The sequence below is a fragment of the Legionella rowbothamii genome, from assembly GCF_900639985.1.
In the GTDB taxonomy this organism is placed as follows: Bacteria; Pseudomonadota; Gammaproteobacteria; order Legionellales; family Legionellaceae; genus Legionella; species Legionella rowbothamii.
The window spans coordinates 13,793-33,633 of the sequence record NZ_CAAAIM010000014.1 but is presented as its reverse complement, the minus strand read 5'-3'; the positions used below and the strand labels follow the sequence as shown (position 1 = coordinate 33,633).

Genomic DNA, 19,841 nt, shown 5'->3' with positions numbered 1-19,841 from the left:
AAGCGTTTCATCAAAATGCAAAATCATTATTTGAAAAAACGTGATATAAAGAAAGGTAGAGGAATACAATTGTTAATTCACAAGAATAGACACTAGTAACGGATTAAAGCATTAAACCTTGGCACGCTCCGGGGGCACGTTTCGAATGGGTTTGAATAAAAATGGAGTTTAAAAATATGGCGAAGGTAGTTGTTATAATCCCTACATACAATGAAAGCGAGATAATAGAAAAAACTATCCATGAAGTTTTTAGTACTATGTCAATCAATAATATAATGGTTCATGTCTTAATTTTTGATAGTTGCTCGACGGATAAAACACAGGAAATTGTCCGTAATCTCCAGCTAACCTACCCTCACTTGCACTTGCAAATTGAACCGCGAAAGACTGGTTTAGGTTCCGCATACCTACAAGCCATGCAGTATAGCCTGTATGAGCTTAATGCTGATATTATTTTTGAATTCGATGCTGATTTATCACACCAACCACATTATTTACCTGAAATGCTTAGGTTAATGGAAGCCTACAAGGCAGATGCAGTAATTGGTAGTCGATATGTTCGCGGAGGAAGTATTCCTAAAAATTGGGGTTGGCACAGAAAATTTTTATCTATCTTAGGAAATTTTGTAGCTCGAACTTTTTTAACCCCAAAATACAAAGACTTTACTAGTGGCTTTAGAGCTACTAATTACTTGGCTCTTAAAAAGATACTGCCTCAACAATTTATCTCCAATCATTATGCCTATAAATTAGAATTATTATGGCGACTACACAAATCAAAAGCAAAAATTATTGAATACCCTATAGCCTTTATTGATAGAGAACTAGGTAAAAGTAAGTTGCCAGCAAACAGTATTATTGACTCACTTCGAGTTTTAACCATTTTACGATATAGAGAGTTTAAATCTTATTTTAGGATGTGTGGGATAGGGGTTATAGGCATGCTAATTCAATATGTGCTTTATAATTTATTACGTATGGAGTATTCTCCTTTTATAGCAGCGCAAATAGCTGTAAGTATTGCGATATTAAATAATTACATTTTAAATAATAGAATTACATTTAAAAAATGTATTTTAAATAATCAATTAAAATCAATTTTTATCTTCGCTATTTACTCTATATTCACGATTATTTTTCAAAGTAAGTGGGCGCAACTGGGTGTGAATTATTTTGGTGGTGGTTATATAAAAGAAAATTTAATTATAGCGGTAGGTATTGTTATAGGCTCTTTTCTTAATTATATTTTCTATTCTCGAATTATTTGGAATAACAAAAGTCAGATAGAATTAAATGCATCATAATTACCCCTAAAATTGCTAACATCAAGAAGGCTTAAATGGACAATAAAAAATTACTTATGGATATATCATCGAAATCCAAAAATAAAATGTATCTTTTTGGGGTTATAGTGACCTCATTCTTGATACATTTCTATTTTATTAATTCGGGTATTTTACTGGTTCAAGAAGCATATTATTGGAATTATGCACAGCACCTTGATTGGAGTTATTTGGATCATCCACCAATGGTAGCCATTCTTATTAAATGCTCCACTTTAATTTTAGGTAATAACGAATTAGGAGTGCGTATCACAAATATAATATGCTTGGTGTTAACCGCTTTTTTTAGCTATCGCTTAACGCAATTAATTAATAAAGGTGCGGAACTTTATGCAGTATTGCTATTGGCCGTGCTTCCCTTTTTTTTCATTCAGACCTTAGTTATCACGCCAGATGTACCATTATTAACTTGTTGGTCTGCAAGTTTGTATTATCTATATCGAACTATCATTTTAAATGAGTCTCGTTGCTGGTATGCCGCTGGAGTGTGGGTAGGCTTAGGAATGCTTTCTAAGTACACAATTTCGTTATTAGGTCTTGCTGCATTATATTATGTTATAACCACTCCTGCAGCGCGCTATTGGTTTAAACGTAAAGAACCTTATCTTTGTATGTTGATTGCTTTCGTACTGTTTTCCCCTGTTATCTATTGGAATGCTACCCACGATTGGATTTCTTTTTGGTTTCAAAGCAGCCGCAGAGTGCAAGCCACATCGTCAACTAGCGTTCATTATGTTGTTGGTCTATTAGTTTTATTTATTATGCCTATGGGGATTCATGGTCTATGGGAGTTGGTTCGACCTAATGCTTCCTTAAAACCTGATATTAATAAAGATGCTAAACGATTTATGAGTATTTTTATTTTGGTTCCCTTATCTATTTTTATAGTATTTAGTCTCAATCATAAAATAAAATTTAATTGGATTGGTCCTTTATTTTTAGCCCTCATACCTTGGCTTGCTCTATTGATGACACACTTCCCTAAAATACACACCATCTGGGTAAGGGCATCAATTTTTTTATTAATATTATATACAAGTGCTTTTTTATTTTTTAATTTCCACACATCGGAAATAATTCAAAAAAAATTCTTCAGAAGCTTGGTTGCATGGAATCAGTTAACACAGAGTTTCAATGAGTTGGCAGAAAAAATTGAGACAGATACTCATTTAGCACCTACTTTTGTGCCTTTAGATAATTATCATATAGGGAGTGAGCTGGAGTTTTATCAGAATAAACTTTTAGGATTGGGTATCATCGGGAAAAAGTATTCTGTTGTAGGCTCACATATTTTTGGAGAAGACAGCTTGATGTATAAATTTTGGTCCAAAGAAGAAGATTATATTGGAAAACCGTTAATATTAATTTCTACAAATCCAGATTATATTGATACTGCGTTGTTAGGAAAAAAGGTAAGAGAGATAATTTCCACACACACCATTGCGTCCTATGGTCAAAAACAGAATGTATTAGGGAGGCCTTATTATTATAAAGTTGTACAGATGAATGGGTGATTCGACCTTCGTCATAGGGTGCAAAAAAATTCTACTTTTGACATCAATTATTTTCCGGAGGGATTGCCGGTAGCCTCAAACCTCAGAAATTCAAGGAAAAAATGCAACTATTTATAAAGTAATCAATAGGATTTCCCAAAAACCGTGTTTGGCCAAAATCAAAAAAGGGCCGATTGCCCTTTCGTTACTCTGAATTTTCTGAGGTTTGAGGCTAACCCTCCTATCACCAACTAATTTTTGGGATAGCGACTTCTAACGTTGGTTTGTTTACAATGCTTCTCTTAGTTTTCTTTTACCTACATAAGTATTAAGCCCAATGTGATTGCTATATCCTAAATAGTTAGCAATTTTTCTAACCGATAAACCTAATACTAACAGTTCTTGGATTTTAACAGCGTCTTTGTCAAATTTACTTTTTTGAATGGTGCCTTTTGGTTTCCCTAACTGAATTCCTTGCATTTTTTTACTCGCCAACGCTTCTTTAGTTCTTAAACTAATAAGATCCCTCTCCAACTCAGCAAAGAGCGAAAATAAGGTTATCATGATTTTAGAATTCATATCATGTTGCTTCATATCCAGGTTTTGCTTTATAGCAATTACTCGCACCTGCTTTTTGATTAATTCATTAACTAATCCAATAACCTCTGCGGTGCTTCGACCCAGTCGACTGAGCTCAGTGACAATTAGTGTATCGGCATCATCCAATACTGAAAGCATTTCGTCAATGCGACGTTCTTTAGTGGTTTTTCTACTTGAAATAGTCATCTGAATAAAATCATCTACTTCCAGTTTATTTTTTTTAGCAAATTCAAAAATCTCAAGCTTTTGATTGTTCAAATCTTGCTTGTCAGTTGAGGTGCGAAGATAAGCAATTGTTTTGGCCATAATTTACTCAAAAAATAGTCTGTTAATGTTTAACCTAAAATAATAGGTTTAATTATACAGTTAACTATAAATATATAAAGTGTAATAGAGCAACAAATCTGATGTATAATAACGTCCGTTTTAATGCATACAAAAATAACCCGTGGCGCGACTAAAAATACTTTCCAGTGACGATATTAATAAATTATACAAATTACCCGCCTTGGAGGATAAAGACCGACCGTTTGTATTTGAGCTAGATGAGGAAGATAAGGAGTATCTCAACTCTTTTGATAATATCCCTAAAAAAATCAATTACATTTTGCAAGTTAGTTTCTTTAGGATTTCGCAATATTTTTTTAATTTTACGTTTCAAGGACTCAGGAAAGACACCTGGTATGTTATTAAAACTTATTTTCCTTGCGAGAAATTTCCAAAAAAACAAGTGAATAAACGGCATCATTATGACAACCGTAATGCCATTTTAAAAAAATATGGCATGTCAATTTATTCGAGCAAAAATAAGGCTATAGCTATCGGGTACGCCAAGGAGTTAATAAAGCAACATGCCGTACCCAAATATGTATTTAATTCCCTGATAGAGTACTTCCATCAGCATAAAATAGTCAGGCCATCCTACACCACCTTACAAGAAGTGGTTTCTAAAGCTTTGAACCATGAAAAAAATAGATTAAGCAATAAGATATATACCCTAACTGACAAACCGTTCAGAGAATTATTGGCAAACTTTCTCGAAAAAGATGAGTTATTTTATCAATTGACTGCTGTGAAAAAAGATCAAAAGGATTTTACAACTGGAGAGATTAATACCTCCATAAAAAACCATCAATTTTTGTCCGCTCTTTATCAAAGATCCACCGAAATCATTAAAGAACTGGGTATTTCAGAACAAAACATTCTGCATTATGCTGATTTAGCTGTGTACCATACCTGTTACGGTTTGCGGGCTATGAAACAAAAAAACTTATCTCGACTATATCTCATGTGCTACGCTCACCAACGCTATTTAAAAATCAGCGATCACTTGGTTGCCAGTTTTATTTATAAAATGAATTATTACACAGGTGAAGCGGAGTCTTACCAGGCACAGGCCATTTGTGATGCTAAAAACGAAGACAAAGACCAACGTCATGCAGCCGCTGCAATATTATCACTCGTAAACAATAAAAAGGTGGCGGATTCTGAAATACGGAAAAAAGCATATGAGATTATGCCAGAAGAGAAATTCCAACAGTTCATACAAAAAATTAAAAAACCAAATTTTACTCCCGAGTTTTATCGTTGGGAATACTACAGTGATGCAGCATCGACCATTAAGTTAAATACCCGAGCCGCATTTAAAGCTCTGGATTTTCATAGTAAAAATAAGGCGTTAAATGCTGCTATAGTTTTCTTAAAAAGCCACTATAACTCTAATAAGTCATTCAGCACTTACCAATTTAAAGACATACCCCTTGAATTCATACCCAAAGTGCTTCAGCGCTACGTGATTAAAAAGGTTCGATTGGATAAAAATAATAAAAAGGTAAAAACCATTGACCCTGACAGGTATGAGGTGATGCTTTATCTTCAAATTGAAAAGAGCCTAAAAACAGGTTCAGTTACCATTTATAATAGTTTATCTTACCGCTCATTAAATGATGAGCTACACCCCAAACAGGATTGGGATGAAAATAAACATTCAATCATTAAAAGCCTTGAGAATAAACTGTTGGCAACGGATATAAACGATATCCTTAAACAGCTTACTGATCGATTATTCCTGCGCTATAAAGAAATAAACGATAAAATTGCATCAGGTCAAAACAACAAAATTAAGCTCAAACACAACAAAAATGGAGAGGTTATTCGCTGGCAGTTACCTTATAAAAAATCAGACGATGGTGTTAATAATCCTTTTTATGAGAATTTACCCCTCACAAGTATCGGGAAAATCATACAGTTTGGTAATAACCATACCGGATTTATGAAAAAATTTACTCATATCTTGCCAATAGGCAGTAAAAAACAAGCTGATGAAGCGGCATTATCGGCCTGTCTTGTTGCAAAAGGTACTGGAATTGATATTGATAAAATGAAAGACATTAGCGATGTTAAAGAACATGACCTAAAGTCAACTTATGCTGATTTTATTCGCCATATGACCTTAACACAAGCAAGTGATGTAGTAATGAGTTGTGTAAAGGAATTGCCAATATTTGAAAAATATACCCTGGCTGATTATGGAATCCATGCAAGCATTGATGGACAGAAATTAGAAACCAAATTCAATTCTATTATGGCAAGGTTCTCAACAAAATATTTTGGATTTGGCCAGGGAGTATCTGCTTATACATTGTCCGCAAACTGGCTGCCCCTATGCACAAAAATTATTGGAGCAAATGAGCACGAAAGCCATTATCTGTTTGATATGCTCAATAGCAACACTAGCGATATTGAAGTTGCAGCGGTATCAGGGGACATGCACAGTATAAACCGAGTTAATTTCATCATATTGTTCCTTTTTGGCTACCGTTTTATGCCTCGGTTTACTCAATTAGATAAAAAAGCAAGTTCAAACCTGGTCAGTTTTGATGAGCCTAAGCTTTATGAAGGAATGCTTATAAAACCAAGTAAAAAAGTGAACGTTAAATTAATTATTAAAGAATGGGATAATATTCTAAGAATAATGGCAACACTTGGACTTAAAAAGAGTAGCCAAAGTACTATTGTAAAAAAACTATCATCTTATCAATCTAATGATACTCTGAGAGCGCTGATTGAATTAGATCAAATCATCATGACCTTGTATGTGCTTGATTATATTGACGATGAAGGTATGCGTAAAACGGTTCATCGTTCATTGAACCGAGGAGAGTCTTACCACCAAATAAGATCGGCAATAGCTAAGATAAGTAGCAGAAAATTGGTTGGAAGAACAGAAATTGAACTTACTATTAATAATGAATGCGCTCGTTTACTGGCTAACTGTATTATTTTTTACAATGCTTCGCTTCTTTCTGGACTTTATGAACATTATAAAAAGGACAAAGCGGAGGACAAGTGGTTGAAAATTATTCGATTATCTCCCGTGGCATGGCAACATATCAATTTGATTGGAAAATATGAATTTTATAGTGACAGAGAACTCCCTAATTTACATGAGGTTATACAAAATTTGATATCCAATGAAAAAATCGATTTATTGGCTACAACTTAGGCTGGTAAAGGGCTATAAGGGCATGCTGGGAAATTTCGTACCTTCCTGCAAAGAACCCCTTAAAAACAGTCTTCGTTTGTGGCGCGTATTGAATAAGCTCTATCAAATGATTGCTGAACACCACTTGCCCTGGAGTAACCGCCACATCCTTGCCTGGTATGAACTGTTCAGTACCAGTAGGTGGTGTGCCGGTTATTCTCTCAAATAGGTCTTCAACAGCAATTTCAGTGCCACGAATCAAGTTAAATCCATTTGAACGGATTGTTTCATGGAATAGATCAGGATTGGTTAAGACAAAATTAGAAGGTGACCACGCATCAAGGAATTGTCGCGCCCAAAAGGACACGGTACGCTCAACATGGCGAGGTAAGCCTGGAACCTGAGTTGTGGCTCGTCGCCACCAATCTTCAACCTGAAGAAACCCTTCAGCCCACAAGCGCCAAGGCATGGTTTCCCAGCTTTCTTTATGAAAACGAACATCTTTACCACCAGCAGTTTTGTCAACACATATCACGTTATTAATACAGTCATGGGCATGCATGGCAGGATAAAATGCTAGTTCCAGTAAGAGACCAGGTGACTCTGCCAATTGAGACAGCCATACAAACCAGGCATTTCTAACCGAAGCGGGACTAATACCGGCCGTACCTTTGGCAAGATGGGCCTGAAAGGATTTATTAAGAAATCTAAAAAAATCATCCAATTCATGCCTATCTTCAAGCGAGCAACACGATTCATCATCTGTTTGTTCAAGCGCCATTGAACACCTTGTTGCTGCTTTGTCTGAATGGCTTGTCGTATCTGATGCGTTCATAACCCCTATCCTTGGTGTTGTGATGAAATAGCAGTGACCTGCGCAGTGAACGAATATCTCCTGATTAATCCCCTCTGCTATCTTAATTAAAGTAAAAAATCCCATATCCTGAAAATCAACATGAACCAATTAAATAGTAGCACAAGACTCAACGGGTTATGATTGCTTAATAACAGCAACACCTTTTAGTTCAGACTTTTAATGGCAGAGTGTTGGTGTCATTGTTCCCCTTCATATCCACTTGCCAGCGCCACATCACATAAATCACCGGAATAACGATTAAGGTCAGTAATAATGCGGAGAATACGCCACCCACCATAGGGGCAGCAAGGCGCTTCATCACATCAGCTCCAATGCCTGTAGCCCACATAACCGGTAATAAACCCAATATGTTGGCCAATCCTGCCATCGCCATAGGACGAATACGCGATACGGCACAAAGCTGTACCGTTTGAATTAAATCGGGCAATGTGTTTAGTAACCCTTTGGCTTTCTTTTCATTGTACTCTGAATCAAGGTAAGCAAGCATGACTGCACTGGTCTCAGCAGCAACACCGGCTAAAGCAATCATCCCAACCCATACTGCGATACTCATGTTATACCCTAATAGAAGGAGCAACAAAAACCCACCGAACAGAGCAAAAGGAACACCAAGCATCACCATCAAAGTCTCCATAACACTGCGGAAGGTAAAATAAAATAAAATGAAGATAATCGCTAAAGTGAGTGGTACAAAAATTTTCAAACGCTCATAAACCCGTTGCATAAATTCATATTGGCCTGACCAGGCCAACGTATAACCTGGAGGCAATTTAATTTTTGTTTTTACTTGTTGTTTTAAATCCTCAACATAACTACCAATATCTCGGTCACTGATATCTATAAAGACATAACCCGCCAACATCCCATTCTCATCACGAATCATGGCAGGGCCTGAACGAAAAGTTAACGTGACTAATTGGGCAATAGGCACTTCTGCACCACTGGGTGTTTTAACCAAAATACGATTTAATTTATCAGGATCATCACGTAGCTCTCGTAAATAACGCACATTGATTGGATAGCGCTCGCGACCTTCAATGGTGGTCGCAATATTCTCACCACCGACTGCGGATTCAATAATGCGATTAACATCCATAATGGTCAAACCATAGCGAGCCAGTTGATCGCGATTAATTTCAAAATCAAGAAAATAACCTCCTGCGACCCGTTCTGCGTAAGTCGTTCGTGTTCCAGGCACTTCTTTGGCAAGCATTTCAATTTCTTTACCAATGGTTTCAATTTTCTTTATGTCTGGACCAAAAATTTTAATCCCTAGGGCGGTGCGAATTCCTGTAGTGAGCATGTCATTGCGTGCTTTAATAGGCATTGTCCACGCGTTGCTTACACCCGGAAATTGCAATGATTTGTCCATTTCGGCGATCAAACTTTCATAAGTCACCCCTTTACGCCAAGACCCCTTAGGCTTTAACTCCACAATCACTTCCATCATATTAAATGGTGATGGATCGGTGGATGTTTCAGCGCGTCCCGTTTTTCCAAAAACATTGTCGACCTCGGGAAATGCCTTTAATTTTTTATCCATTTCTTGAAGCAAGGCTGAGGCTTGCGTCACAGAAATCCCGGGTAAAGTGACTGGCATGTATAAAATAGTACCTTCATAAAGAGGTGGCATGAACTCAGTGCCAATCATTTTATAGAGAGGGATAGTAGATAATCCAACCAGCACCGCAATCACCATGACAAAATTACGATGTTTTAAGGCTAATTTTAAAACGGGAGCATAGATTTTTTGCAAGAAACGAGTAATCGGATGTTTTTGTTCGGGGATAATTCGTCCACGCACCAAAATGGGTAATAACATCGGGATTAAGGTAATGGCTAACAACGCACTCATGAAAATAGCTAAATTTTTAGTATAAGCTAAGGGGGAAAATAACCGACCTTCTTGTGCTTCCAAGGTAAAAACAGGCATGAAGGAAATCGCTATAACCAGCAGCGATGAAAAAATAGCCGGCCCTACTTCCTTAGCAGAATTAATTAAAACCCGGGTACGATCACCCTGACTCCCTGATGCCTCCCAATCTGCTAATCGTTTATGAGCATTATCGACCATGATAATGGCAGCATCCACCATATCCCCAATGGCCACGATAATACCGCCAATCGACATGATGTTAAGACCAATATTGAAAAAATAAATGGGAATAAACGAAATTAAAATCGCAAGTGGCAAGGTAATAATCGGAATTAAAGCAGAACGGAAATGTCCCAAAAACACAATGATTAATAGGCCAACTACAATAAGCTCTTCAATCAGATTCCAATTGGCTGTTGAGATTGCCTCACGTATGAGGTTACTGCGGTCATAAACAGGGACTATCTTAATACCCTCAGGAATTGCAGAGGCCAATTCTTTCAGTTTTGTCTTTATCCGATGCAATACCTCCAACACATCTTCGCCAAAGCGCATAATGACAATACCGCCGACTGTTTCCCCTTGGCCGTTTAAATCAACTACCCCACGTCGCATGTCCGAACCAAGCTGAACGGTCGCCACATCACGTAACAAAATGGGTGTTCCATTCGCATTGATACCCACCGCAATTTTTTCAATATCATTCGTTGATTTAATGTAACCTCGTCCACGAATCATGTATTCCACACCTGAGAACTCAATAACGCGTCCCCCAGTGTCATTATTGCTCATGCGAATTTTTTCAATTATTTCGGGGATTGACAGGTTATAGGCGAGTACTTTAACCGGATCTAAATTGATTTGATATTGCTTGACAAAGCCACCCACACTGGCCACTTCAGATACACCAGGAACGCTTCTTAACCAATAGCGTAAATACCAATCTTGAAAAGTACGTAATTCCGCTAAATTGTGCTTTCCTGATTCATCGACCAAGGCATATTGATATATCCAGCCTACAGGTGTCGCATCAGGTCCTAATTGAGGGGTCACCCCTTCAGGCAATTTTCCTGCCAGTTGACTCATGTACTCCAAGACACGAGAACGCGCCCAATAAATATCTGTTCCGTCTTTAAAAATGATGTAAACGTAAGAAAATCCAAAATCAGAAAAACCACGCACCGCAACCACATTGGGTGCCGATAAAAGAGCGGTCACAATGGGGTAAGTCACTTGATCTTCCATGAGATCGGGAGAGCGACCCATCCAGGTGGTATACACGATGACTTGGGTGTCCGAAATATCAGGCAGAGCATCCATGCGGGTATTTTTTAAAGCCAACCAGCCCATTAAGGAAAATCCCAGCACGAAGAGCAACACAATAAATCGATTGCGTGCACAAAACTCAATGATTCGCTCAACCATAAAATCCCTTTTTATTAATGTTGCATACCACCCATTGCTGCTTTTAACTGGCTTTCAGAGTCAATCAGGAAGTTTGCTGAAGTAATAACCTTTTCTCCTTCCTTGATTCCTTGCTTTATTTCAATCAAATCCCCTGCTCGAACGCCCAACGTTACATTTCTCCATTCAATTTTACCATTACCATGATAGATAAAAATTACCGCTCGCTCACCAGTGAGTAACACTGCATTTTTATTTACAACGAGAAGCTTGCCTAACGGGATTTTTAATTCCAAATTGACATACATACCTGGCTTTAATTGTTCACCTTGATTGTCAACCTCAAACCGAACTTTAGCGGTACGTGTTTTCATATCCACCGTGGGATAAATAAATTTAAGCTTGGCCTTAAATAACTTATTTGGCAAATAGGTCAGTGTCACATCAGCCGTTTGTCCAACCTGAATATAAGGCAATTCATATTCATAAATATCCCCTAAAATCCATAAGTGGGACAAATCAGCAATCGTATACAGCTCATCCCCAGGCTCAATGCGCATTCCTGCAAGCGCCATTTTCTTAATCACCGTACCTTGGATTGGTGAATCAATGGTCATCGTTCTTGTCACTTTGCCCGTGCGTTTAAGTTGCTCAATTTCTTTTTCAGAAATTCCCCATAACAAAAGCCTTTGATAAGCAGCTTGAAAAGCACCCTGGGCACCTGTTGCAGCTTTTGACGTTGCATTTTTACCTAAGATTTTTTGAGCATGCAGGGCAAGTAAGTATTCTTGTTGAGTTGAAACTAAATCGGGGCTATACACAGTAAAAAGCGCTTGCCCTTGCTTCACCTGTTCGCCAGTAAAATTGACGAATAATTGTTCTATCCAGCCATCAAAGCGCACATGAACATGTGCTACAAGTCGCTCATCAGCTTCAATACGTCCTACAGTGCGAATCGATTTATTGACCATTTGAGAAGATGCAGACTCAGATGTTATGCCAATGGATTGCAAACGCACAGGATCGATAACAATCTCATTCTTCGACGTGGACTGATTCATATCCATCGTGCCATGTTCATCGTTTGTTCCTTGGGCATGAGTTACTTGCAAAATAACCAAGAAAATAGGAATGAGAGCGAACTGTTTAATCACTATAAAATTCATAAGAAAGTCCCTGTGGTTTCTTCTATCTGAGTAATTGCCTTTTCATGTTGAACAATTTCACTTTGTAATTCCAATTCATTCTCTTGCAAGGTTAATAAATTATTGAGTAAGGTTAGAAAGTCCACTTTTCCAACACCATAAGTCGCTTGCGAAGAAGTAAAGGTTAATGTGGCTTGAGGAATAATGGTGTATTGAATCAATTGAATTAATTGCCCAGAGCGTTGAGCCAATAGATAGGCATTTTTCACCTGAAATGAAAGCATTTGGTAGGTAGTATGGAGATCTTCTATATCGGCATTGTAGCGAGCAAGTGATTCCCTTACTTCGTTATTTTGTTTTTGCATAAAATAAAGGGGGACCGTTGCTTTCAGCAAGACTTGATAGCCTTTGGTGTGCATTGCCGTATCATGCAACCGCCCTCCTTCGATTTCAACATCAGGAAAATAATCCATTTTACTTAATTGAACACCCTGACGACCTTTTTCTACATTTCTTTGTTGCATTTTTAACTGTGGCGAGCGGCGTTTAAGCAGTGCATCAAAATGTTTTATATCGTATCGCATGGACGTTACGGACAAAGATGAAGGGGTGTTAATGGAAATATCCAGGGAACGGTTTAAAAGACGATTAATGTCGGCCTCTAGTGAAGCTCTTTCTTGCCTTAATATCACCAAGCGCATGAGAAGGCGTGAAATTTCGGTTTGTGCTCGAAAAACATCTTGCTGCGGTGTCTTGCCAACGCTGTAATTGGTACGTGCACTTTGTTCCATATCTTCAAGAAGGAGTTGATTTTTTTGCAATATATCAATCGATTTATTAGCAAAATAAAGGTCATAATAAATTCGTTTTAGTTGTGCAATAACGGCTAAGCTGGTTGCTTGATAATCTGCCGCAGCTCGTTTTGCCTCAAGCGTTGCTATCCGTCCTCGGACCACCAACTTCCCAGGGAAAGGAATTTCTTGACTACCGCCAAGCATTTGCTCTTTTCTCGGATCTACGTCTCCAGGAATATTACCAGACATGTTAATGTAACCAGCATTAAGCATGGGGTCAGGCAGCGCACGCGCTTGTGGAATAGCATGGTTAGCTGCCAACCAACGATCACGCGCAGCCTTAATTTGGGGATTACATCTCATGGCTTCCTGGATGAGCGCAGATAACATGTGTGAAGGCTTCGCATGGACTACTAAAGAACCAATAGAAATATTGACTAATACAATAGCGATGTAGCACCAAACGATTTTTTTAAAATTAAAACGCCTCATTGGATTTCTTCCTTAACAATTTTTGAGTTTCCAATACTAATAAAGGAATCATCCCTAAAACCACCCAAAGTAGGCACTGCGTTAATGAGACAGCGCTAATCCCAAAAATAGCTTGTAACATTGGAATATGATGGATCAATAACTGCAGTGAAAAACTGATACCCACAACAAAAAACAATCGTATATTTGAAAAAAAACCGAGTTGCCAAATTGTTTTTGTCCGACTGCGGGCACCAAACGCGCGCAAAAGATTCGCAATCACTAATACTGAAAATGCGGCATCTTGCGCCTGTATCAAATCACCATTTACTAAGTACTCATAGCCAAAAATGCTTAGTACGACTAAGGAGGTTAGAAATCCAATAAAAGCCACACGACCTAGAAAAAATGCATCCATAAATGGCTTTTCAGGATCTCTTGGAGGACGATTAAGTGTTCCCGGCTCTGTCATTTCAGTGGCCAGAGCAATTCCAGGTAGTCCATCCGTGACTAAGTTAATCCAAAGTAATTGAACAGGTAATAAAGGCAAGGGCCATCCTATTAACAAGGCCACAAATACTATCAGTAATTCACTGGCATTCCCTGCTAATAAATAAGCAAGTGTTTTTGATATATTGTCATAAATTGTACGACCTTCCTCAATGCCCGCTACGATGGAAGTAAAACTATTATCCATTATAATCACATCTGCTGCTTCCTTGGTCACTGCAGTACCTGTTTTTCCCATCGCAAGGCCAATTGATGATTCTTTTAATGCAGGCGCGTCATTGACCCCATCACCAGTCATTGCAACAATCTTTTGATTTTTTTTCCAGGCACGAATGATTTTTAATTTATGCTCAGCAGACACCCTGGCATAGACTGCAATTTCTGTGACGCATTTCAGAAACTCATCATCGGACATTTTATCAAGCTCGACACCTGTTATTAATCGATCTCCAGCATTTAAAATACCAAGCTCTTCAGCAATTGCTTTTGCCGTATTCGGGTGATCGCCTGTGATCATCACGGGTTTTATCCCAGCTTGTTTGCACCGACTAACCGAGTCTTTTACATCTGCATGGGGTGGATCTTGTAATCCGACAAGTCCTAAAAAAACCAGATTATTTTCGATGTCCTCGTCGGCTATTTTACTAGATGAGAACTCTAATCGACGCTCTGCAAAAGCCAAAAGTCGTAATGCTTCACTTGCCATTAATTGACAGGATTGTTGCATACGAGCTCGATCATTAGATGTCATTTCTTTTATTCCATCGTGCGTCAATAGATGGGTGCAGCGCTCCAAAAGAATTTCCGGAGCCCCTTTTACAAAAGCAAATAATTGATCAGCCTCTCGACATAAAACTGTCATGCGTTTACGTTCGGAATTAAAAGGCAGTTCTCTGACACGAGTAAAAGTGGATGTTAGTTCATCACGCCAAAATCCAACTTTAGCAGCTGCAATCAATAGTGCAATTTCGGTCGGATCGCCCACAGCAGACAATTGATTGTTTTCCAAAGTCAGCTCAGCGTTATTGCAGGCAACGGCTGCGCGCAGGGCGGTCTTTAATAAATTATCTTCTGAGATTTTAATTGGTTGACTTTGACGGGTAAAATGACCTGTCAAGTTATAACCTTCGCCAACAATATTATAAATACCCTCAGCGGTAATAAGTTTTCGTGCTGTCATTTCCCCAACCGTTAACGTTCCGGTTTTATCAGTACATATAATTTGTAGACAGCCCATTGTTTCAACTGCAGATATTCGCCTTACTAATACAGCACGTCGTACCATACGTTGCACACTTAATGCCAAAGCAACAGTCACCACAGCAGTTAATCCTTCAGGGATGGCTGCAACTGCCAAGCTGATTGAACTCATAAATAATTTAAAAACTGGAATATTGCGAAATAACCCTAATATAAAAATTAAAATGACAATCGAAAAACAAATAGATAATAAATAAGAGCTAACTTGATTTAATCTCTTTTGTAAGGGTGTCTCATCGCGTGAAGCTTCGCCTAGCATCAAAGCAATATGCCCCATTTCAGTCTGCATTCCGGTAGCTACCACAATGGCGCGCCCAGTGCCATTTGCAACCGCAGTTCCCATAAATACCATGTTTTTTCGATCAGCCAATGGCGTTTCTGCAGGACAGGAATTAATATTTTTCGCTATAGGTAATGATTCCCCGGTCAATGATGCTTCGTTTATTTTTAATGATGACAAGTCGATAAGACGTGCATCTGCTGCAATTAAATCACCACTTTCAAAAAGGATAAGGTCCCCAGGCACAATATCAGGAGTAGGAACCATCTTCGCATGCCCATCACGTAATACAGTGGCTTTTGGAGCGGCCATTTGTTGTAATGCTAAAATAGCGCGATCTGCTCGATATTCTAAAACAAAGCCAATGACAGCATTTAGTGCAACGATGGCAAAAATAGCAATCGCATTTACCTTCTCCCCGAGTAATAATGAAATAATGGCTGATCCTAGAAGTACCCAAATAACTAAACTATTTAATTGTCGTATAAAAATTATTAGGGGAGACGTTTTTTTTTGTTTGGTCAATAAATTAGGGCCTGATTCCATTAATCGCCGCTCAGCTTCAATTTGAGTTAATCCTTGGGACAAATCCATTTTGAAACCAGCAGCGATATCCTGGGATGTTCTTTCATGCCATATTTGTGTCATTGCATCTATCCTTTGCATTCAATTTATCCATTTTTAGCTAGCAAAATATAAAGAGACATCGGCAACAAACAATTGCGCCTATTTCATCCTATGCGTAGACGATATTTATCACATAATTATCTGCAAAGACAGATAACCTCCTGTTCTAATTAATAATAAGCGAGAACTTATGTCTCGTCTAATTAGAATAAATTGAAGTTATCTGAACTCTGGTATTTATCGAACTAAACAACGAGCATCATGGTATGTGATCAATACCTGCATTTTAATCTGGTTCCTCAAAGAACGCTTCAAATAAATTGGTCATAAAATCATTATGAGTTGTTCTGACTGACTCATACACATCCCTTATCATCTGATCTGTTTTTAAGATCGCTGCCACCTGCTATTCTTCAGCGATTTGCTTTAATTGGTCGACTTAATAATTCGATTGATTTCATTATTGGATTAATTTTTTCCAAAAAAACACAATGACCTATCGCATAGGATAGGTTTGCTCGATCCATCAGGATACTCCTTACGGTTAATAATGTAATCCTGGCCTTAACCCTATGATTGAGTGTACAATAGTGCCCAAATACACCCGCTATACACACTATAACATGGAGTTATCAGCATGAAAAATACAAGGAAAGTCGCACTTATTTTTGCTTCATTAACCCTAATCAGTCTCTCTTCCATGTTAGGTGCCTGTCATACATCGACACACAATTCTGAGGCAACTCAAGATGGTTACGGCGGAGCTGGTGGACATGGAGGAGGACATGGTGGCATGGGTGGAGGAGGTCACTAATGTGACTTTATTGAAGAACAAATTGCCTGAATACGATCTAGCATGCTCATCAATAGAAAGTTCAAGCTATTCTAAATTGCTGTCTTAAGGTGGCAATATTATTAATCGATGTTCTTGATAGTGCTGGTTCAATTTTTATCATCTGATGCAAATAAATAGTGTTGACATATTGCAGATATTAAACCAAACCCCTAAAATTTAAGGATTGAAAAAATGTCAGACAAAATTCGTGGTAAAGTAAAATGGTTTAATGAAAGCAAAGGCTTTGGCTTTATCGAAAGCAGTGGTAAAGATTACTTTGTTCACTTTAGCGCAATTCAAAACAGTGGATTTAAAACCCTTCCCGAAGGGGCGAAAGTACTGTTTAAAGCGGGCAAAGGACCAAAAGGACCGCAAGCAGAAGACGTTGAACTCATTAAATAACCTATTATTTTGATTTCTCCTATTACCTTCAGTGAAAGAGGGTACTGGACAAGAACAATATGTACTGTAGTAAATCAACTGGTTTTGCATTGTGAGCCAGTCAACATCAAAGAGGGATAGCGATGTATAAACGGATTGCGTTGGTAACTGGGGGTATGGGGGGTATTGGAACAGCGATTTGCCAAGAAATGCACCATATGAATTATCAAGTGGTTGCCTGCTATTTCAAAGGCGGCAATCATGATTTGGCAAGAGATTGGCAACAAAAACAATTCCATCAGGGATTTGATATCGACATTGCCTATGCAGACATTTCGTCATTCAAAGATTGTGAACAATTAACGGATTTGGTTATTGAACAATATGGGAAAGTCGATGTGCTCGTCAACAATGCAGGCGTTACTCAGGATGCCACATTGAAAAAAATGACTGAAATGCAATGGCAAAACGTCATTAATGCCAATTTAAACAGTGTTTTTAATATGTCTAAAACGGTATTATCCAGCATGCTGGATAATGCTTATGGGCGCATCATCACCATTTCTTCCGTTAATGGCCGCAAAGGGCAGTTTGGCCAATGCAATTATTCGGCAAGTAAATCAGCTCTTTACGGATTCACGATGAGTCTAGCTCAGGAGGTAGCAAAAAAAGGCATCACGGTGAATACCATCTCCCCAGGTTATATTAAAACCGAAATGCTCTCATCCATGCGAGAAGACATCTTAGATACCATCGTTGCCCAAATTCCGGTTGGACGCTTGGGACAGCCACAAGAAATTGCTCGATTAGTCACTTTCCTTGCAGATGAACAAAGTGGATTTATTACGGGAGCTAATTTTGATATCAATGGCGGCCAATACATGTAGCGGCTGACTTTGAATGAAATTGTATCTTTATCGCCACATTAGGGTCGGAGCAGATAAAACGTGTAGAATACCTCTGCACTTCAAAGTGCGATGACAAAATAATAAAGAATAATGAGGGAACATATGACCTATATGAGGGATTCTTGGCTGTTTAAAATAAACACTGTAAACCTTTTTAAAGTTATTTTTATTGTTATTTTATTCTTTCTAGGAATAAATGCCTATGCAGGCACGGAATCCTATCATATTCAATATCATAAAGATTCCAAAATTAAAACCCCGTCATTAGCCAATATCGAACTATTAATCGAGCTCCATCGCGGTGGAAATTCAATAGGAAGACTCACGCCAAAAACCAATGACACTCAGGACATACAAATTGATAACATCTATGGGGAAAATTTAATTATTCACATTCTATCCATCAATAATGATGGCAAGAGAATAAGATGCTGGGGTGTATCAACACCCAAAACAAGCACGATTGAAATAAAGTGTGGTAAATAAAGTTGCCAATAACTAGCACCATGTGTTTATAAATAGTGCTATTACAATAATGAGTTAGATAATGATACAGTTTGTTTTAGTATTGTCTCAACAATCACTTTATTTCATTGCAAGGAGCATTGATATGCAAACGGCCAGACTCTTTAAAGCAGTTATTGGGTTAGTGACCTTAGTTAGCTCAATACTTCTGTTTACCTCTTGTGCCACATCCACAACGACCAATAATTCACCCAGTGTTTCTCGAACTTATGAAGGACATAACAGTGGAGGAAAAGGTTGGCATTAATACTCATTATCTGGTCTGTCTTTTGCTCTTTATGGTCGGTTGGATACCGTTATGCTAGAATGTTACGTTAGGATAATACATTGAAAAAACAATAAGGAGATTTCATTATGTTTAAACGGAATGCGTTAATTCTATTTGCAGCATGCAGTTTGATTGCCACACCACTCTTTGCCGATGATATGAATGGTATGGGAATGCAAAGCAATACTCAGCAGTCAGCCCCAACACAAGAAGAAATGAAGCAAATGCAAGAAGCACTAAAACAAATGCAAGACATGCATAATAAGCTCATGAACGCTAAAACAACAGAAGAAAAGAAATCATTAATGCAAACTCAAATGCCAATGATGCAAAAAGACATGAAGATGATGCAACATATGGGTGATGATGCAGCAAAAAATCCAGAAATGATGGAACAACGCATGAAGATGATGCAAATGATGATGGACATGATGCAAACGATGATGGATCGCAAAATGATGGAATGCCCAATGATGAAAATGGAATAAATTCTCTTTTTAAAGCACTATAGTGCAATATAATCTAATCACAGGTGGCTCTCATTAACCTGGTTTTCTAGAGAGTCATCTTGTTACACTTGGATTATCAGTAGTTACATTTAACTCTAATTATTCAGAAAAGACCTGTTTCATCGAGTCTTTTAAAAGAGCGATTTCGTATATTATTAATATCTAATGACACGGGGATGGTAGTTTCAATCCATTAGACTTCAATCTGGCTTTGCTTTTTAGAGGCAACCCTTGTTGAATGTGATTAGCAT

Annotated in this window: 14 protein-coding genes and 1 pseudogene; 9 read left to right on the top strand and 6 right to left on the bottom strand. The window is 38.0% G+C overall.

The window, feature by feature from the left end:
* Positions 1-176 precede the first annotated feature (176 nt).
* Entirely contained in the window at positions 177-1,304 is a 1,128-nt protein-coding gene (locus tag E1P08_RS16065) for a glycosyltransferase family 2 protein (RefSeq protein ID WP_242602504.1), read from the top strand.
* Between the two features lie 35 nt (positions 1,305-1,339).
* Positions 1,340-2,857: a glycosyltransferase family 39 protein gene (locus tag E1P08_RS16060; protein ID WP_133137984.1), complete on the top strand. Its 1,518-nt coding sequence runs from the start codon at positions 1,340-1,342 to the stop codon at positions 2,855-2,857.
* A 267-nt stretch (positions 2,858-3,124) separates the two neighbouring features.
* Here E1P08_RS16060 and E1P08_RS16055 read toward each other — a convergent pair whose 3' ends face one another.
* Positions 3,125-3,742 (bottom strand): recombinase family protein, encoded by a 618-nt coding sequence (locus tag E1P08_RS16055; protein WP_133137983.1) that lies wholly within the window; start codon positions 3,740-3,742, stop codon positions 3,125-3,127.
* A 142-nt stretch (positions 3,743-3,884) separates the two neighbouring features.
* Here E1P08_RS16055 and E1P08_RS16050 point away from each other — a divergent pair, with 142 nt between their 5' ends.
* Complete coding sequence (locus E1P08_RS16050; RefSeq protein ID WP_133137982.1) at positions 3,885-6,941, top strand: Tn3 family transposase; 3,057 nt, start codon at positions 3,885-3,887, stop codon at positions 6,939-6,941.
* 58 nt (positions 6,942-6,999) lie between these two features.
* On the opposite strand, the pseudogene E1P08_RS16045 reads toward E1P08_RS16050, so the two are convergent.
* The 5 genes and pseudogenes from E1P08_RS16045 to E1P08_RS16025 all read right to left on the bottom strand — a co-directional run.
* A pseudogene (locus E1P08_RS16045) lies at positions 7,000-7,701 on the bottom strand (poly-beta-hydroxybutyrate polymerase N-terminal domain-containing protein); the annotation flags it as partial.
* Between the two features lie 244 nt (positions 7,702-7,945).
* Positions 7,946-11,098 carry an efflux RND transporter permease subunit gene (locus tag E1P08_RS16040; protein WP_133137980.1) on the bottom strand — a complete coding sequence of 1,051 codons (3,153 nt, stop codon included), beginning with the start codon at positions 11,096-11,098 and terminating at the stop codon, positions 7,946-7,948.
* 14 nt (positions 11,099-11,112) lie between these two features.
* Positions 11,113-12,243, bottom strand: a complete 1,131-nt coding sequence (locus E1P08_RS16035; protein WP_028385233.1) for an efflux RND transporter periplasmic adaptor subunit — start codon at positions 12,241-12,243, stop codon at positions 11,113-11,115.
* Positions 12,240-13,508, bottom strand: a complete 1,269-nt coding sequence (locus E1P08_RS16030) for a TolC family protein (protein WP_028385232.1) — start codon at positions 13,506-13,508, stop codon at positions 12,240-12,242. The genes E1P08_RS16035 and E1P08_RS16030 overlap by 4 nt, the downstream gene beginning before the upstream one ends.
* Positions 13,495-16,185: a cation-translocating P-type ATPase gene (locus E1P08_RS16025; RefSeq protein ID WP_028385231.1), complete on the bottom strand. Its 2,691-nt coding sequence runs from the start codon at positions 16,183-16,185 to the stop codon at positions 13,495-13,497. Before E1P08_RS16025 ends, E1P08_RS16030 begins: the two co-directional genes overlap by 14 nt.
* Positions 16,186-16,801: 616 nt before the next feature.
* Here E1P08_RS16025 and E1P08_RS17270 point away from each other — a divergent pair.
* From E1P08_RS17270 to E1P08_RS16005, 6 genes are all read left to right on the top strand, one after another.
* Positions 16,802-16,978 (top strand): hypothetical protein, encoded by a 177-nt coding sequence (locus E1P08_RS17270; RefSeq protein ID WP_165485213.1) that lies wholly within the window; start codon positions 16,802-16,804, stop codon positions 16,976-16,978.
* Between the two features lie 213 nt (positions 16,979-17,191).
* Complete coding sequence (locus E1P08_RS16020) at positions 17,192-17,401, top strand: cold-shock protein (protein ID WP_028385230.1); 210 nt, start codon at positions 17,192-17,194, stop codon at positions 17,399-17,401.
* Positions 17,402-17,523: 122 nt separating this feature from the next.
* Positions 17,524-18,267, top strand: coding sequence for an acetoacetyl-CoA reductase (phbB, locus tag E1P08_RS16015; protein WP_028385229.1), 744 nt, complete (start codon positions 17,524-17,526; stop codon positions 18,265-18,267).
* A 132-nt stretch (positions 18,268-18,399) separates the two neighbouring features.
* Positions 18,400-18,774: a hypothetical protein gene (locus E1P08_RS16010; protein WP_035922545.1), complete on the top strand. Its 375-nt coding sequence runs from the start codon at positions 18,400-18,402 to the stop codon at positions 18,772-18,774.
* Between the two features lie 124 nt (positions 18,775-18,898).
* Positions 18,899-19,060 (top strand): hypothetical protein, encoded by a 162-nt coding sequence (locus E1P08_RS17265; protein WP_165481841.1) that lies wholly within the window; start codon positions 18,899-18,901, stop codon positions 19,058-19,060.
* A 107-nt stretch (positions 19,061-19,167) separates the two neighbouring features.
* Entirely contained in the window at positions 19,168-19,569 is a 402-nt protein-coding gene (locus E1P08_RS16005) for a hypothetical protein (RefSeq protein WP_028385228.1), read from the top strand.
* The last annotated feature ends 272 nt before the right edge of the window (positions 19,570-19,841 follow it).

Bases quoted from the DNA above. Each gene is read 5' to 3' on its own strand.
- E1P08_RS16060 (WP_133137984.1), top strand. From the start codon at position 1,340: ATGGACAATAAAAAATTACTTATGGATATATCATCGAAATCCAAAAAT.
- E1P08_RS16025 (WP_028385231.1), bottom strand. From the start codon at position 16,185: ATGACACAAATATGGCATGAAAGAACATCCCAGGATATCGCTGCTGGT.
- E1P08_RS16010 (WP_035922545.1), top strand. From the start codon at position 18,400: ATGAGGGATTCTTGGCTGTTTAAAATAAACACTGTAAACCTTTTTAAA.
- E1P08_RS17265 (WP_165481841.1), top strand. From the start codon at position 18,899: ATGCAAACGGCCAGACTCTTTAAAGCAGTTATTGGGTTAGTGACCTTA.
- phbB (WP_028385229.1), top strand. From the start codon at position 17,524: ATGTATAAACGGATTGCGTTGGTAACTGGGGGTATGGGGGGTATTGGA.
- E1P08_RS16055 (WP_133137983.1), bottom strand. From the start codon at position 3,742: ATGGCCAAAACAATTGCTTATCTTCGCACCTCAACTGACAAGCAAGAT.
- E1P08_RS16040 (WP_133137980.1), bottom strand. From the start codon at position 11,098: ATGGTTGAGCGAATCATTGAGTTTTGTGCACGCAATCGATTTATTGTG.
- E1P08_RS16005 (WP_028385228.1), top strand. From the start codon at position 19,168: ATGTTTAAACGGAATGCGTTAATTCTATTTGCAGCATGCAGTTTGATT.
- E1P08_RS16035 (WP_028385233.1), bottom strand. From the start codon at position 12,243: ATGAATTTTATAGTGATTAAACAGTTCGCTCTCATTCCTATTTTCTTG.
- E1P08_RS16030 (WP_028385232.1), bottom strand. From the start codon at position 13,508: ATGAGGCGTTTTAATTTTAAAAAAATCGTTTGGTGCTACATCGCTATT.
- E1P08_RS16065 (WP_242602504.1), top strand. From the start codon at position 177: ATGGCGAAGGTAGTTGTTATAATCCCTACATACAATGAAAGCGAGATA.
- E1P08_RS16020 (WP_028385230.1), top strand. From the start codon at position 17,192: ATGTCAGACAAAATTCGTGGTAAAGTAAAATGGTTTAATGAAAGCAAA.
- E1P08_RS17270 (WP_165485213.1), top strand. From the start codon at position 16,802: ATGAAAAATACAAGGAAAGTCGCACTTATTTTTGCTTCATTAACCCTA.